Annotated in this window: 11 protein-coding genes and 3 tRNA genes; 9 read left to right on the plus strand and 5 right to left on the minus strand. The window is 55.1% G+C overall.

All coding sequences use genetic code 11. The features are described 5' to 3' along the window. Nucleotides 1–27: 27 nt before the first annotated feature. Together ACG10_RS09070 and folD are read right to left on the minus strand one after the other, a co-directional pair. Nucleotides 28–1359, minus strand: coding sequence for an IS4 family transposase (locus ACG10_RS09070; protein WP_089169832.1), 1332 nt, complete (start codon nt 1357–1359; stop codon nt 28–30). A 120-nt stretch (nt 1360–1479) separates the two neighbouring features. Beyond that, nucleotides 1480–2334: a bifunctional methylenetetrahydrofolate dehydrogenase/methenyltetrahydrofolate cyclohydrolase FolD gene (gene folD, locus ACG10_RS09075; RefSeq protein WP_089167971.1), complete on the minus strand. Its 855-nt coding sequence runs from the start codon at nt 2332–2334 to the stop codon at nt 1480–1482. Between the two features lie 276 nt (nt 2335–2610). Here folD and ACG10_RS09080 point away from each other — a divergent pair. From ACG10_RS09080 to ACG10_RS09120, 9 genes are all read left to right on the plus strand, one after another. Beyond that, nucleotides 2611–2687, plus strand: a tRNA-Arg gene (locus tag ACG10_RS09080). Between the two features lie 33 nt (nt 2688–2720). Then, nucleotides 2721–2796 (plus strand) — tRNA-His (locus tag ACG10_RS09085). 59 nt (nt 2797–2855) lie between these two features. Then, nucleotides 2856–2940 (plus strand) — tRNA-Leu (locus ACG10_RS09090). Nucleotides 2941–3077: 137 nt separating this feature from the next. Beyond that, a complete protein-coding gene (gene tig / locus ACG10_RS09095; RefSeq protein WP_089167972.1) occupies nt 3078–4388 on the plus strand; it encodes a trigger factor in 1311 nt (436 codons plus the stop codon). Between the two features lie 104 nt (nt 4389–4492). Continuing rightward, a complete protein-coding gene (gene clpP / locus ACG10_RS09100) occupies nt 4493–5113 on the plus strand; it encodes an ATP-dependent Clp endopeptidase proteolytic subunit ClpP (protein WP_039807838.1) in 621 nt (206 codons plus the stop codon). Nucleotides 5114–5218: 105 nt separating this feature from the next. Further along, on the plus strand, nt 5219–6499 hold the full coding sequence (clpX, locus tag ACG10_RS09105) for an ATP-dependent Clp protease ATP-binding subunit ClpX (protein WP_039804456.1): 1281 nt from the start codon (nt 5219–5221) through the stop codon (nt 6497–6499). A gap of 131 nt (nt 6500–6630) precedes the next feature. Beyond that, nucleotides 6631–9024, plus strand: coding sequence for an endopeptidase La (gene lon, locus ACG10_RS09110; protein WP_408608436.1), 2394 nt, complete (start codon nt 6631–6633; stop codon nt 9022–9024). A gap of 135 nt (nt 9025–9159) precedes the next feature. After that, nucleotides 9160–9432 carry a nucleoid-associated protein HU-beta gene (hupB, locus tag ACG10_RS09115; protein ID WP_028237830.1) on the plus strand — a complete coding sequence of 91 codons (273 nt, stop codon included), beginning with the start codon at nt 9160–9162 and terminating at the stop codon, nt 9430–9432. 219 nt (nt 9433–9651) lie between these two features. Further along, a complete protein-coding gene (locus tag ACG10_RS09120) occupies nt 9652–11526 on the plus strand; it encodes a SurA N-terminal domain-containing protein (RefSeq protein ID WP_089167974.1) in 1875 nt (624 codons plus the stop codon). A 167-nt stretch (nt 11527–11693) separates the two neighbouring features. Here the strand turns inward: ACG10_RS09120 and phaC are convergent, their stop codons facing one another. The 3 genes from phaC to phbB all read right to left on the minus strand — a co-directional run bounded on the left by phaC (nt 11694) and on the right by phbB (nt 15636). Further along, the gene (phaC, locus tag ACG10_RS09125) at nt 11694–13397 is read right to left on the minus strand and encodes a class I poly(R)-hydroxyalkanoic acid synthase (protein ID WP_089167975.1); all 1704 of its coding nucleotides are present in this window, start codon (nt 13395–13397) and stop codon (nt 11694–11696) included. A 252-nt stretch (nt 13398–13649) separates the two neighbouring features. Continuing rightward, the gene (locus tag ACG10_RS09130) at nt 13650–14828 is read right to left on the minus strand and encodes an acetyl-CoA C-acetyltransferase (protein WP_039804446.1); all 1179 of its coding nucleotides are present in this window, start codon (nt 14826–14828) and stop codon (nt 13650–13652) included. A gap of 64 nt (nt 14829–14892) precedes the next feature. Next, nucleotides 14893–15636 (minus strand): acetoacetyl-CoA reductase, encoded by a 744-nt coding sequence (gene phbB / locus ACG10_RS09135; protein WP_082045437.1) that lies wholly within the window; start codon nt 15634–15636, stop codon nt 14893–14895. Nucleotides 15637–15646: the final 10 nt, after the last annotated feature.

The following is a 15646-nucleotide window of genomic DNA, read 5'->3' on the forward strand; positions in this document are numbered from 1 at the left end:
AAATGGTACCCTTGGGGTTAATGCCAGTCAGTTAAGCTGACTGGCATTTTTATTTCTAGATTGATACTTGGATGGCTTTGGTCTGACCGCGCGAGGGTAGCAACGATCTTCCCGCCGATGCGGCAGTACGTAGTGCATGGCTGACGCATGTAGCTCTGCCAAGTATTTGGGGATATTGCCCGGATGCCGCAGGGAAAGGCCATTCAGTAACCCCAAGATCGCCCAGGTATAGGCGGTGAAGCTCATCTCGCAGGGGTAGATCCCCGGGCAGTGGCGACTCATCTCCAGCATCTGGTAGCGCAGCAGGTTGTAGCCCAGCAGTACTCCCCATAGCTCCTGCTCGATCATCTCCGGCGTCTTGCTACGCAGCGTGTAGCGGCTGTCCAGCATGCTCTGCTTCATCTCCCGGTAGCTCAGCTCGATTTCCCAGCGCTGACTGTACAAATCGACGATCTCATCTGGAGGGAAGCGCAGGGGATCGGTCATCGAGGTCAGGATCTGGCACACCTTGCCCTTGACCGTCTTGCTCAGGAGGCGCGCCTGCAGGGTTTCCGGCAGGCCCGGCCATTGCTTTCGCGCTTGCGGCGAGGTCGGCAGACTGACGATGGCATCCTGGCGCCCCAGTCGGTGAATGACTTCATGGCGGGCCCCCTTGCGCAGCGGAATCAGCCAGTGACGCTGGGTGCCGGCCTGCTGCCAATGGTGCAACAAGCCCAGTGAGTAGAAGCCACGGTCGAACAGGGTCAGCGAGTGATCGGGCGTAGTGACAACCAGTTGCTCGGCCAGTTTCATCTCATTGCTGTGGTAACCGGCGAAGCTGCTGCTGACCAATAGGTGACTGGTCAGCTCCATCTGGCACACCATGCGTACCTGTGGAAAACCGGTATCGCCATGCTGGTTGATGGAGCTGCCGTAGTGCTCACGGTTCTCCTGCGTATCGGGCGTGCGCCAGACCACCCCATCGACACTGAGCAGGCGTAGCCCCATCCAGGTCGGATGGTTGGCCGAGGCATGCCAGCGCTGCTGCGTCAGCGCGAAGACTTCACGTACAGCCTGGCTACCCAAGCGCTGACGCCCTTGAACCACAGCGCTGGGGGCCACCAAGGGGCGCTGCCCGGGCAGCATGATGTCCATCTGGTTGACGACATCCCAGGCCGACATTCGGCGAAACAGCGCCATGCCGATCACGCACCAGATCATGGACTCCAGAGGCAAGCGGCGCTTGCGCAGGGTAGCTACACCAGCGGTCTCGAAGGCAGATTTGACCAGGTCGGGGTCAAGCAACTCGCCCAGCCCATCGAGTGCATGGGACGTAGCAGCAATATCGTGAGTGATGGCCAGTGCACGCGAGAGACGCATAAAAAATCCGATGCCTAAAACAGGCATCGGATTTTGCTTTCAGCCCACCAAAGGTCAAGACGGCGGCCTTAACTGACTGGCATTAACCCTTGGGGTGCCATTTTCATTTGGAGCGCCAGCTCACTGATGCAGCTGTTCGGCTGCGTACAGCGTGTTTTCCAGAAGGCAGGCGCGGGTCATCGGGCCGACTCCGCCCGGGACGGGGGTAATCCATCCTGCGCGCTCGGCCGCAGCGGAAAACTCCACATCACCGACCAGCCTGCCGTCGTCCAGGCGGTTGATGCCGACATCTATGACGATGGCGCCAGGTTTGATCCATTCGCCCTTGACCAGGCCTGGCTTTCCGGCGGCGACCACCACCAGGTCGGAGCGGCTGGCATGCTCGGCCAGATTGCGGGTGAATCGGTGGGTGACGGTCACGGTGCAGCCGGCCAGCAGCAGTTCCAGTGCCATCGGACGACCGACGATATTGGAGGCGCCGACTACCGTGGCGTCCAAACCATATAGGTCTACACCGGTACTCTGCAGGAGCGTGATGATGCCTTTGGGGGTGCAAGGCCGCAGCAATGGCATGCGTTGAGCGAGGCGGCCGATGTTGTAGGGATGGAAGCCATCCACGTCCTTGTCCGGGCGGATGCGCTCAAGCAGCAGGGAGGCGTCAAGGTGCTGCGGAAGCGGCAGCTGTACCAGGATGCCGTCGATCTCTGGATCTTCGTTCAATCGCTCGATCAGGGACAGGAGTTCGTCCTGGCTGGTGCTGGCGGGAAGGTCATAGGCTTGGGAGTGAAAGCCCACTTCTTCGCAGTCCTTGCGCTTGTGGGATACATAGACTTGAGAGGCAGGGTCTGTTCCCACCAGGATGACTGCCAGGCCGGGGGCGCGCAGACCCTGCTGGCGTCGTTCGGCGACACGTTGGGCGATCTGCTGACGCAGACTGGCGGCGATCGCTTTGCCGTCGATTAGTTTTGCGGTCATGACGCTTGCTTAACCATGAGGTTGATAAGATGAAAAAAACATTCTCGCATGGCGAGGCTGGTGGGCCAATGCGGACAGCTGGATGCTGCTGTCGCTCCTTACATCTTGCTGATTTATTTAAAAAATATTGTTGACAGAAAATTATCTGCTCTATAAGATTCGCCCCGCTTGTCAAGCACGACCTGTTGCTGGGTAGGAAAGCAAGGCCAAACTGAAAATGTTAGGTTTTGCGGAAGGCTTCGAATTTGCGCTCTGCTGCAGAATGCAGATGAAAAAGCGCCCGTAGCTCAGCTGGATAGAGCATCCGCCTTCTAAGCGGATGGTCGCAGGTTCGAGTCCTGCCGGGTGCGCCATGAGGCAGTTCGGTGGCAAGCAGGCAAAATATGGTGGGCGTAGCTCAGTTGGTAGAGCACAGGATTGTGGCTCCTGGTGTCGTGGGTTCGATTCCCATCGTCCACCCCATATTCCAAAGCGCCAGGCGTAAAGCCTGGCGTTTTCGTTTCTCAAGGGTTACTGGCCACGCGGATGTGGTGGAATTGGTAGACACACTGGATTTAGGTTCCAGCGCCGAAAGGCGTAAGAGTTCGAGTCTCTTCATCCGCACCATTCCCTAATCTCCCTGCTCCCTCTCGTATGCCGTCTGCTCTCTGTAGGGTGACTTCTGCAATTCGACCCACTAGAATGCATGCCCTTGATTTGGGGCCGTCAATGGCCGGCTAACGTCTGTGCAACGAGGAATATCCATGCAAGTTTCTGTTGAAAGCACCTCCGCTCTTGAGCGCCGCCTGACGATCGGCGTGCCGGCCGAGCGCATCGAGACCGAAGTCAACAAGCGTCTGCAGCAGACGGCTCGTCGTGCCAAGGTCCCTGGCTTCCGTCCTGGCAAGGTGCCAATGAGCGTGATTCGCCAGCGTTATGAAGAGTCGGCCCGTCAGGAGGCTCTGGGCGATCTGATTCAGGCCAGCTTCTATGAGGCGGTGCTCGAGCAGAAGCTGAAGCCGGCCGGTGCTCCCTCCGTTGAGCCGAAGGTTTTCGAGAAGGGCAAGGATCTGGAATACGTTGCCACTTTCGAGGTCTATCCCGAGTTCGAGGTTGTGGGTCTGGAGGGGATTGCCGTCGAGCGTCTGCAGGCGGAAGTCGCCGAATCCGATGTCGACAATATGCTGGAAATCCTGCGCAAGCAGAACACTCGCTACAAGCAGGTCGAGCGTGAAGCGCAGAATGGCGACCAGCTGAATATCGATTTTGTCGGCAAGATCGATGGCGAAGCCTTTGCTGGTGGTTCTGCCAAGGGTACGTCGCTGGCGCTGGGCTCCGGACGGATGATTGAAGGCTTCGAGGCAGGCTTGGTCGGCGTGAAGGCCGGTGAGGAGCGCGTTCTGTCTCTAACCTTCCCCGAGGACTATCAAAATCTGGATCTGGCGGGCAAGGCTGCCGAGTTCGCGGTAACCGTCAATACAGTGTCCGAGGCCGAGTTGCCCGAGCTGAACGCAGAGTTTTTTGCCTTGTTCGGTATCGCCGAGCCAAATCTTGAGGCCTTTCGTGCCGAAGTCGGCAAGAACATGGACCGTGAGCTGCGTCAGGCGATCAAGTCCAAGGTGAAGGCTCAGGTGATGGATGGCCTGCTGGCAGTCAATCCGATCGAAGTGCCCAAGGCATTGATTGAGAATGAAGTAAATCGCCTGCGTGTTCAGGCGGTGCAGCAGTTCGGCGGCAATATCAAGCCGGAGCAACTGCCGGCTAACCTGTTCCAGGAGCAGGCCAGGCGTCGTGTTGCGCTGGGGTTGATTGTTGCCGAGATGGTCAAGCAGTTCGAGATCAAGCCGGATGAGTCGAAGGTGAAGGCTATGATCGAGGAAATTGCTTCTGCCTATCAGGAGCCGGAGCAAGTTGTTGCTTGGTACTACGGTAATGAGCAGCAGCTTGGTGAGGTTCGTTCGGTTGTGCTGGAGGAGCAAGTTGTAGATACTGTCCTTCAGAAGGCCAGCGTAACCGACAAAACGGTCTCTTACGAAGAAGCTGTCAAGCCAGCGGAAGCTCCGCAAGCTGCCTGATTCTTCCCTCGTGTGAGTACATCCATAAGCCAGCCTTCGTGCTGGCTTATTTGCATTTTAAGACCTGACCATTAGGGAGCGATCGGGATATGACCAATCATTTCATGCAAATGCCGGAGATCCAGGCCGCGGGCGGCTTGGTGCCGATGGTGATCGAGCAGTCTGCCCGCGGTGAGCGTGCGTACGACATCTATTCGCGCCTCCTGAAGGAGCGGGTGATATTCATGGTTGGCCAGGTAGAGGACTACATGGCGAACTTGATCGTGGCCCAGCTGTTGTTCCTCGAGGCGGAGAATCCTGACAAGGACATCCATCTCTACATCAACTCGCCTGGTGGCTCCGTGACGGCTGGCATGTCCATTTATGACACCATGCAGTTCATCAAGCCTGACGTTTCCACCATCTGCATCGGTCAGGCCTGCAGCATGGGGGCTCTGTTGCTGGCCGGTGGGGCAGCCGGCAAGAGGTACTGCCTGCCGCATTCGCGGATGATGATCCATCAGCCTCTGGGCGGCTTCCAGGGGCAGGCTTCGGACATCGAGATCCATGCCAGGGAGATTCTCACCATCCGTGAGCGCTTGAACAAGATCTTGGCACACCACACCGGCCAGCCTATCGATGTGATTGCCCGTGACACGGATCGTGACAATTTCATGAGTGGCGAAGAGGCGGTCAAATATCGCCTCATCGATCAGGTTCTCATGCATCGCCAGCTGGTGGGCTGAGCCTGTCATCTTGGGGCGGTTTGAAATTGTGACCGCTCCCGGGCTTGAAAATGCCCGCATTTGCCTTCATCTTGTGTTGCAAGCCTACCGGATTGGATTGATCGAATGACTGACACCCGTAACGGCGAGGACAATGGCAAACTGCTTTATTGCTCCTTCTGCGGCAAGAGCCAGCATGAGGTGCGCAAGCTGATTGCTGGACCCTCGGTCTTTATTTGTGACGAGTGCGTTGACCTGTGCAACGACATTATCCGAGAGGAAGTGCAAGAAGCTCAGGCCGAAAGTAGTGCGCACAAGCTGCCCGCACCCAAGGAAATCAGCACCATTCTCGACCAGTATGTCATTGGTCAGGAGCGCGCCAAGAAGGTCTTGGCTGTGGCGGTATACAACCACTACAAACGTCTGAATCAGCGTGACAAGAAAGATGATGTCGAGCTGGGTAAGAGCAATATTCTGTTGATCGGCCCGACAGGGTCCGGCAAGACTCTACTGGCTGAAACCTTGGCGCGTCTGTTGAACGTTCCCTTCACGATCGCCGATGCCACTACCCTGACTGAGGCAGGGTACGTTGGTGAGGATGTCGAGAACATCATTCAGAAGCTGCTGCAAAAGTGCGACTATGATGTCGAAAAGGCCCAGATGGGTATCGTCTATATTGATGAAATCGACAAAATTTCGCGCAAGTCCGACAACCCGTCGATTACGCGGGATGTATCGGGAGAGGGGGTCCAGCAGGCCCTGCTCAAGCTGATCGAGGGAACCGTGGCTTCCGTTCCACCCCAGGGTGGGCGCAAGCATCCGCAGCAGGAATTTCTGCAGGTAGATACCCGCAATATCCTCTTTATTTGCGGCGGTGCTTTTTCAGGCTTGGAAAAGGTGATCCAAAATCGCTCGACGAAGGGGGGGATTGGCTTTAATGCCGAAGTGCGAAGCCCAGATGCAGGCAAGAAAATCGGCGAGGCACTTCGGGATGTGGAGCCAGACGATCTGGTCAAGTTCGGGTTGATTCCGGAGTTTGTGGGGCGTCTACCTGTCATTGCTACGCTTGATGAATTGGATGAAGCGGCTTTAGTGCAAATCCTCACAGAGCCAAGGAATGCATTGACCAAGCAGTATGGCAAGCTGTTCGAGATGGAAGGGGTGGAGCTTGAATTCCGTCAGGATGCCTTGCGGGCCGTGGCCCTGCGGGCTCTTGAGCGAAAGACGGGAGCTCGCGGACTGCGCTCTATCCTCGAAGGCATCCTGCTGGATACCATGTACGAGATTCCCTCGCAGCCGGGTGTCAGCAAGGTGGTTATTGATGAAAGCGTCATTGCGGGGGCTTCCAGGCCTCTACTGATCTACGAAAACGTGGAGCCGCCTGCCAAAGCTGCACCTGATGCTTGATCCGGAAAGGGGGCCTGCGGGCCCCTTTGCATTTCCGCTGCAGTGCTTGTTTTTTTCCAAGGCTACCCCCATCTTAGAAATCAGGATGTGCCCGCCACTTTCCGGTCCTGAGCCCACGTAGAGCCTAAATCATGAATATGATCGAATTACCTCTTCTTCCGCTGCGTGATGTTGTCGTATATCCGCACATGGTAATCCCGCTGTTCGTGGGGCGCGAAAAGTCCATCGAAGCCCTTGAGTCCGCAATGAGTGGGGATAAGCAAATCCTCCTGTTGGCGCAGAAGAACCCGGCAGATGATGACCCGGGCGAAGAGTCTCTCTATCGAGTTGGCACCGTTGCAACAGTCCTGCAACTGCTGAAGCTTCCCGATGGTACGGTCAAGGTCCTTGTCGAGGGAGAGCAGCGTGGGATCATTGAGCGCTTCATTGAGGCCGATGGACACACCCGGGCAGAGCTGTCTCTGGTCGAGGAGGTGCCGGTCGCCGAGCGGGAAGGGGAAGTGTTCATTCGTAGCTTGCTCAGCCAGTTCGAGCAATATGTTCAGTTAGGCAAAAAGGTACCTGCCGAGGTTCTGTCATCGCTGAACAGCATCGATGAGCCGGGTCGACTGGTCGATACTATGGCTGCACATATGGCGCTTAAGCTTGAACAGAAGCAGGAGATTCTGGAGATCGCCGATCTGTCGGCCCGCGTCGAGCACGTTTTGGCGCTTCTGGATGCCGAAATCGATCTGTTGCAGGTTGAAAAACGGATCCGTGGTCGGGTGAAAAAGCAGATGGAGCGTAGTCAGCGCGAGTACTATCTAAATGAGCAGATGAAGGCCATTCAGAAGGAACTCGGTGATATCGATGAGGGGCATAGCGAGATTGACGATCTAAAGCAGCGTATCGAGTCTGCTGGATTGACAAAAGAGGCCTTGGCCAAGGCGCATGCTGAGCTGAACAAGCTCAAACAGATGTCTCCAATGTCTGCAGAGGCCACTGTTGTACGCTCCTATATTGACTGGTTGGTCAATGTGCCTTGGAAGGCTGAGAGCAAAGTTCGGCTGGATCTGTCCAAGGCCGAGGCTATTCTCGATACGGATCATTACGGTTTGGAGGAAGTCAAGGAGCGTATCCTTGAATATCTCGCTGTGCAGAAGCGAGTGAAGAAGCTTAAGGGGCCTGTACTCTGTCTGGTCGGGCCGCCTGGTGTTGGCAAAACCTCCCTGGCTGAATCCATAGCGCGGGCCACCAATCGTAAGTTCGTGCGTATGGCTCTGGGTGGTGTACGTGATGAGGCCGAAATCCGCGGGCATCGCCGTACCTATATCGGTTCGATGCCAGGGCGGCTAATTCAGAAGATGGCCAAGGTCGGGGTGCGCAATCCCTTGTTCCTTCTCGATGAAATCGACAAGATGGGCAGCGATATGCGGGGCGATCCTGCTTCTGCGCTACTGGAAGTGCTCGATCCGGAGCAGAACCATAATTTTAACGACCATTACCTAGAAGTCGATTATGATCTTTCGGATGTGATGTTCGTTTGTACTGCCAACTCTATGAACATTCCAGCTCCCCTGCTGGATCGCATGGAGGTGATACGTCTTCCTGGTTACACCGAGGATGAGAAGGTCAATATCGTAGTCAAATACCTGTCGCCCAAGCAAACTCAAGCTAACGGTCTCAAGAAGGGAGAGCTGGAGTTCGAAGAGGCGGCCATTCGCGATATGATCCGTTACTATACCCGCGAGGCAGGTGTTCGCAGCCTCGAGCGGCAGATTGCCAAGGTCTGTCGCAAAGTGGTCAAAGAAAATGCTAAAGAAAAGCATTTCAAGGTCATGGTGACAGCTGACTCGCTGGAGCATTTCCTGGGGGTTCGCAAATACCGCTATGGTTTGGCAGAGCAGCAGGATCAGATCGGCCAGGTTACGGGTCTGGCTTGGACCCAGGTCGGTGGCGAATTGTTGACCATCGAAGCTGCGGTTGTGCCGGGCAAGGGGCAGTTGATCAAGACCGGATCACTTGGTGATGTCATGGTCGAGTCCATTACTGCGGCGTTGACTGTGGTACGTAGCCGAGCGAAGAGCCTTGGTATTCCACTGGATTTTCATGAGAAACGGGACATTCATATTCACATGCCCGAGGGTGCGACGCCCAAGGATGGCCCTAGCGCCGGGGTGGGAATGTGCACTGCCTTGGTTTCTGCGTTAACGCAAATTCCTGTGAGGGCCGACGTGGCAATGACCGGCGAAATAACATTGCGTGGTCAAGTATTGGCCATTGGCGGATTAAAGGAGAAACTTCTGGCAGCTCATCGGGGGGGGATCAAGATTGTTATCATTCCTGAAGAGAACGTCCGTGATTTAAAAGATATTCCTGAAAATATCAAACAGGACTTGCAGATCAAGCCGGTCAAATGGATTGACGAGGTCCTGCAGATTGCGTTGCAATACGCGCCGGAGCCCTTGCCTGACGCTGCTCCTGAGATGGTCGCAAAAGATGAGAAGCGCGAGACCGATCCCAAGGAGAGGATCAGTACGCATTAGTCAAGAGGCTTTCCTTGACATCTTTTTCGAGCGCTTGATATAAAGCGCCTCTTTTCGTGTCGGCAAACCATCCAGCACCTGCTTTGCCTGCACAAAGATCAAGAAATAACCCAAATAGAAATAAGGGGACCTAGAGTGAACAAGTCGGAATTGATTGATGCGATTGCTGCATCTGCTGATATCCCGAAAGCTGTCGCTGGCCGAGCGCTGGACGCAGTGATTGAGTCTGTCACTGGCGCCCTGAAGGCTGGTGATTCTGTGGTGCTGGTTGGTTTTGGTACTTTTGCTGTCAAGGAGCGTGCCGCCCGTACTGGCCGCAATCCGCAGACGGGCAAGCCGATCAGTATTGAAGCTGCCAAGATCCCAGGCTTCAAGGCTGGCAAGGCCTTGAAAGACGCAGTCAACTAAGCGTCTTGCGAGCTTAAGGCTCGTCCGGACTAGGGAGTGCTTAGTCTGGTTACGGAGTGGGGGTGATTAGCGTACAGACCTGTCAGGTTGGGAATTGCGGGTTTGAATCCCACCTGCTCCGCCCGTTACGAAAAGGCGCATCCAGAAAGATGCGCCTTTTTTCTATTCAGGCTCTACCAGTGTCAAATAGCTGTCTCACAGCCGTTTCTGGGGGGATGCATGCTGCAAAACATTAGGGACAATTCACAGGGCTGGATTGCCAAAACCATCATCGGTGTCATTATCGTGCTGCTGGCTTTGACCGGCTTCGATGCCATTCTCAGTAGCACTAGCAACAGCCAGAATGCGGCTGAGGTCAATGGCGAGAAAATCAGCCTGACTGAGCTGAGTCGGGCGGTGGAGATGCAGCGTCGCCAACTGCTTCAGCAGCTTGGTAGGGATTTTGACGCTTCGCAATTGAGCGAGGGGCTGCTGCGTAACGCTGCACTCAGTGGCCTGATAGAGCGCAAACTGCTGCTGCAAGGGGCCGAAGCAGCGGGATTTGCCTTTTCCCAGAATGCCTTGGATCAGTTGATTCTGCAGACCCCAGAGTTTCAGGACGATAGCAAATTCGATCCTAACCGATTCGATCAAGTTATTGCACAGATGGGATACAGCCGCTCGCAGTTTAGGCAGATGCTGGAGCAGGAAATGTTGATCGGTCAGTTACGTGCTGGTCTGGCAGGCAGTGGCTTCGTAACAGATCGCGAGGTTGAGGCTTTTGCTCGTCTAGAGCAGCAAACACGTGACTTTGCCACCATGATATTGCCTTTGGACTCGGCAAGCGTGGCAGTTGAGAGCGATGCAGTGCGAGCCTATTACGAGGAGCATGCTAGTCGTTACATGACCCCCGAACAGGTTATGGTGGAATATGTCGAGTTGAAGCGGGATGCCTTCTTCGACCAGATAGAGGTCAAGGACGAGGACTTACAGGCACTTTATCAGCGAGAAATCGCCAATCTTGCCGAACAGCGTCAGGCTGCGCATATTCTCATCGAGGTAAATGACAAATTGAACGATGAGGAGGCGAGGGCTAAGCTAGAGGACCTCAAGGCTCGTCTCGATAAGGGCGAAGACTTTGCTCCTCTGGCCAAGGAGTTCTCCCAAGATTCTGGTTCAGCTGATAAAGGCGGTGATCTAGGCTATGCAGGGCCTGGCGTTTATGATCCGGCATTCGAGCAAGTACTCTATGCCTTGAAAAAAGGGGAGGTGAGTTCTCCTATCCGCAGTGAGTTCGGCTGGCATCTGGTCAAGCTGCTTGATGTGCAGCCACCTGAGGTTCCCAGTTTCGATAGCCTGAAGGAAAAATTGGTACGTAACCTCAAGTCCGATCAGGTTGAACAAGCTTTCGTTGAGGCGTCCCGTGAACTGGAGAATGCCGCCTTCGAGGCATCGGATCTTGCCCAGCCAGCTCAAGAACTCGGTCTTCAGATAAAAATCAGCTCCCTTTTTGGTCGTGAAGGGGGAGATGGGGTAGCTGCTAATCGACAGGTCATTCAGGCTGCATTCAGTCCCGAAGTGCTTGAGCAAGGGAGCAATAGCGGAGTTATCGAACTGGACCCGGATACAGTTGTCGTTCTTCGTGTTAAAGAGCACAAAAAACCCGAACAACTTCCATTCGAGCAAGTGGCCGATAGTATTCGAGAGCACTTGCTAAAGCAGCGTGCAGCTGATGATGCCAAAAGCAGGGGAGAAACTCTCCTCAGCAAGCTTCGCCAAGGACATACTCCAGTTGAACAGTCTCAACAGACTGAGGGATGGCAGGTAGTGGAGGCGGCAGCCCGTAATCAAGATGGAATTGCTCCCTCTATCCTGCAGGCGGTTTTTCGCATGCCTAAGCCTGCTGCTGCGGATAAACCGAGCTTTGCGGGAGTGACGTTGCCCAATGGTAACTACGTGCTGATCCGTCTGACGGGGGTCAGTGAGCCGGAGGATGGCTTGTCGGAAGAGGAAAAGGGCATGTACCGGCGCTTTCTAGCCTCGCGTAGCGGTCAGCAGGATTTTGCAGCCTTCCGCCGGCAGCTTCAGTCCGGAGCCGAAATTGAGCGCTTCTGAGAGTGTTGAAACCATCCAATGAGCCTCCAACTCTAGGCGATGGCATATTTAAAATGCCCATATCATCTGATATGGGCATTTGTTTGGGATCTAATAGTCGCCTCTTGAGCCGCTGTTCTTCTGAGGTTTCTCTTGGTCAGCGGATTCCTCGCTTAAGCAAGAGCTCCTCAACCCTTTACGTAGCGTCCTGGTGCCGCTTCTAAAATCGGATATTCACTATTGCCGCTCTGTCCAACGGCTGGGCGTTGCTCTCCAGCATGTTGGGTAAGCCAAGCAAACCAGTCATTCCACCAGCTACCGGGTTTTTTCTCGGCAGACTCCATCCAAATATCTGGATCGACTGGTGTCTGTTCATTAGTCCAGTAGTGACGTTTGTTTTGTGTCGGTGGATTGATGACCCCGGCGATATGACCTGAGGCACCGAGAACAAAGCGAACCTTTCCGGAAAGCAGCTTGCTAGTGCTGTAGGCGCTGCGCCACGGGACGATATGGTCGTCTTGGGTGCCAAGCAGGTAGGTGGGTATTTTGATGCTGCTCAGATCCAGCGTGACCCCACAACATTCTAGCTCTCCGGATTTAAGATCGTTCTGCAGATAGGTATGCCGCAGATACCAGCAGTACATTGGCCCAGGAAGGTTTGTGCTGTCGTTGTTCCAGAACAGCATGTCTAGGGTCCTGGGCTTCTGTCCCTTCAGGTACTTGTCCACGGTGTAATTCCACCATAATTCGTTGGGACGTAGCAGGGAAAAAGTGTTGCCCATGTCTTGGCCTCGGAATAGACCGACCGGGCCATCCTTTCCGCCAATAGTGCGCTCCCGCTGAGTGACGAGATGCTCATCGACGAAAACGTCAATAACTCCAGTATCTGAATAGTCGAGGAAGGTAGCCAGAAGACTAAGGCTACTGATGCAGTCCTTTTCTCCTTGGGCCTCAAGTACTGCAAGGGCAGTGCTCAATAGGGTTCCGCCAATGCAGAAACCGACGCAGTTGAGCTGCTGCCCGCCGCTGATGGCCTGAGTAACCTTGATAGCCTGGATTACGGCACTTTGAATGAAGTCATCCCAAGTCTTGCCCGCGCAACTTTCATCAAAATTACGCCAGGAGATCAGAAAGACTTGGTGGCCTTGCTCGAGGGCATAGCGAACCAAGGAGTTTTCTGGGCGCAGGTCAAGGATGTAATACTTGTTGATCGATGGGGGCACAATGAGTAGTGGGCGTTGATATTGCTTTTCGCTCTGTGGCCGATATTGGATGAGTTGGAACAGATCATTCTCGAACACAACGTCACCTGGCGTCGTCGCCACGTCACGTCCTACTTGGAAGTCGCCGCTGTCGCATTGGCGTAGTTTGCCTTCCTTTAAATCACTGGCCAAGTGCAGCATGCCGTTGAATAGGCTGACGCCGTTGCTTTTCACTAGGGCTTCCAGTGCATCCGGGTTGCTAGCAAAGAAGTTGCTCGGTGCACTGGCGGCAATGGCCTGCTCTACCAGATAGTAGAGGCGTTGTCTGGGTTTCTCGTCGTCTATTTTCAGCTCTTCGAGAAGCTCCATCATGTAATGAGAATTAAGCAAATAATACGAAGCTAGGGAGCCGAAAAGTGGAGAGCTCCAATTATCACTGGCAAAACGTTTATCCGTGAAGCTGAATGGTTTCCTAGAAAGAAGCTGCAGGCCAAGTTGGTACCATTCGCGTTGATAGTCGGCCTGCATCTGACGCAGGCGTTCTGCCGGAACGTCAAACCATTTAGCATTATCCGTATCGGCAAACCAAGGCGAGCTGTTCACCCAAAGACGCAGTTGTTGCAGGGCAAAATTGGCCACGAAGGGCGTCTGGGCTGACCAGAAACTTGCGAAGGAGGTGGCTTGATCCATGACATTGATCCTGAAAAGCGTACAAATTTACGGACTGGAAAGGATCCTAGTCCGTTGCCGATGGCTGGCTGGAATCCTGAAGAGGACGTCGACTTCTTCAGTCCAGTCGCTCGTTGCCGTAACCATTTGTTTGTTCTTTCGGAGCGAATCATCAATTCAGGATGCCAGTTGGTTGCGCACGAATACGGATGACCCCGTAAGGGCTCATCCGTATCCGTGCCGCTAGTCGAGCAGGTTTAGGTTGTCAGGACTTCAACGCTCCACTGCGAGGGCTACACCCTGCCCGCCACCGATGCAGAGAGTTGCCAAGCCTTTCTTGAGGTCGCGTCTAATCATTTCGTGCACCAGCGTGACCAGAATGCGACAGCCAGAGGCTCCGATGGGATGGCCGATGGCAATGGCACCGCCATTCACATTGACCTTGCTGGCGTCCCACCCCAACTCCTTGCCAACACTCAGGGATTGGGCTGCGAAGGCCTCATTGGCTTCGATCAGGTCGAGATCATCCAGACTCCAGCCTGCCTTTTCCAAGCAGCGGCGGGTGGCTGAAACCGGGCCAATGCCCATGATGGCCGGATCGACAGCCGCATTGGCATAGGCCTTGATTCGTGCCAGAACCGGCAAGCCGAGCGACTGGGCTTTCTCGGCACTCATCAGTAGCACAGCAGCAGCGCCGTCATTGAGGCTGGAGGCATTGCCTGCAGTGACGCTACCGTCTTTCTTGAAGGCCGGCTTGAGTTTGCTCAGAGCTTCGAGAGTGGTCTCGGCACGCGGCTGTTCGTCGGTGTCGAAAACAATCGGATCTCCCTTGCGCTGGGGAATTGATATAGGGGTGATCTGGCTGCGGAAATGACCGGCTTCGATGGCTGCTACTGCCTTTTGCTGAGAGGCAGCGGCAAGCGCATCCTGTTCCTCCCGGGAAATACCGAACTTCTCGACGAGATTCTCTGCGGTGATACCCATATGATAATTATTGAAGGCATCCCACAGGCCGTCTTGGATCATGCTGTCGAGCAGGTTGGCATGACCCATGCGTAGACCGGTGCGGGCACCAGGAAGGACATACGGCGAAAGGCTCATGTTTTCCTGGCCGCCCGCAATGATCACGTCGGCATCACCGCAGCGGATGGCTTGAGTGGCCAAGTGCAAAGCCTTGAGTCCAGAACCGCAGACCTTGTTTAGGGTCATGGCGGGAACTGTGTGGGGGAGGCCTGCCTTGATCACGGCCTGACGGGCCGGATTCTGTCCTACACCAGCAGTGAGCACTTGGCCCAAAATTACCTCATCGACCTGAGCGGCATCCAGCTTGGTCTGTTCAAGCAGATGACGGATCACAGCTGCGCCCAGTTCTGCCGCGGGAATATTGGCCAAGGACCCTTGGAAGCTGCCTACTGCAGTCCGGGTTGCAGCGACGATTACAACCTCTTTCATGAAGAAGCTACCTCATATGAATAGGGAAGTCTGATCGGAAAGCCTAGCAGCTTCCCGGCAGGCGTCATTGCATGTTCAGACCGCCGTTGATGGAGAAGTCGGCGCCAGTGGCATAGGCAGCCTCATCAGAGGCCAGCCAGGCAACCATGCTGGCGATTTCCTCGGGCTGTCCAAGGCGACCGACCGGAATGCCGGCAGCGATCTGTTCGAGAACTTCTGGGCGCATGGCTCCAGTCATTTCGGTGAGGATGTAGCCAGGGGAAATCGTGTTGACGGTCACGCCCTTGCTGGCCACTTCACGGGCCAGGGCCATCGTGAAGCCATGAATACCGGCTTTGGCCGCGGAGTAGTTGGTCTGGCCGAACTGGCCGCGCTGGCCGTTGATGGAGGAGATGTTGATGATGCGGCCCCAGCCCTTGCCGAGCATGTCTTCAATGACCTGTTTGGTGGTGTTGAACATGCCGTTGAGGTTGGTGTTGATCACTGCACTCCAGTTTTCCGGAGTGAGCTTGCGGAAGCTGGCGTCGCGGGTAATGCCAGCATTGTTTACTAGCACATCGATTGTGCCGACGCGTTCGCGCAGTTCGGCGAAGGCACGCTGGGTGCTTTCCCAATCGGTGACGTCATGTTCACAGGCTTCGAAGCTGAAACCGCTATCGCGCTGGGCGGAGAGCCAGCCATCTTTGCGTTTGGATTGTGGGGTGCATCCGACGATGACTTTGAAATTTTCCTTGTAAAGGCGCTGACTGATTGAGGTCCCGATTCCACCCATGCCGCCCGTTACGAATGCAATTCGTTGATTGCTCATAGATTTCCCT

It is taken from the genome of Azotobacter chroococcum, assembly GCF_002220155.1.
In the GTDB taxonomy this organism is placed as follows: domain Bacteria; phylum Pseudomonadota; class Gammaproteobacteria; order Pseudomonadales; family Pseudomonadaceae; genus Azotobacter; species Azotobacter chroococcum.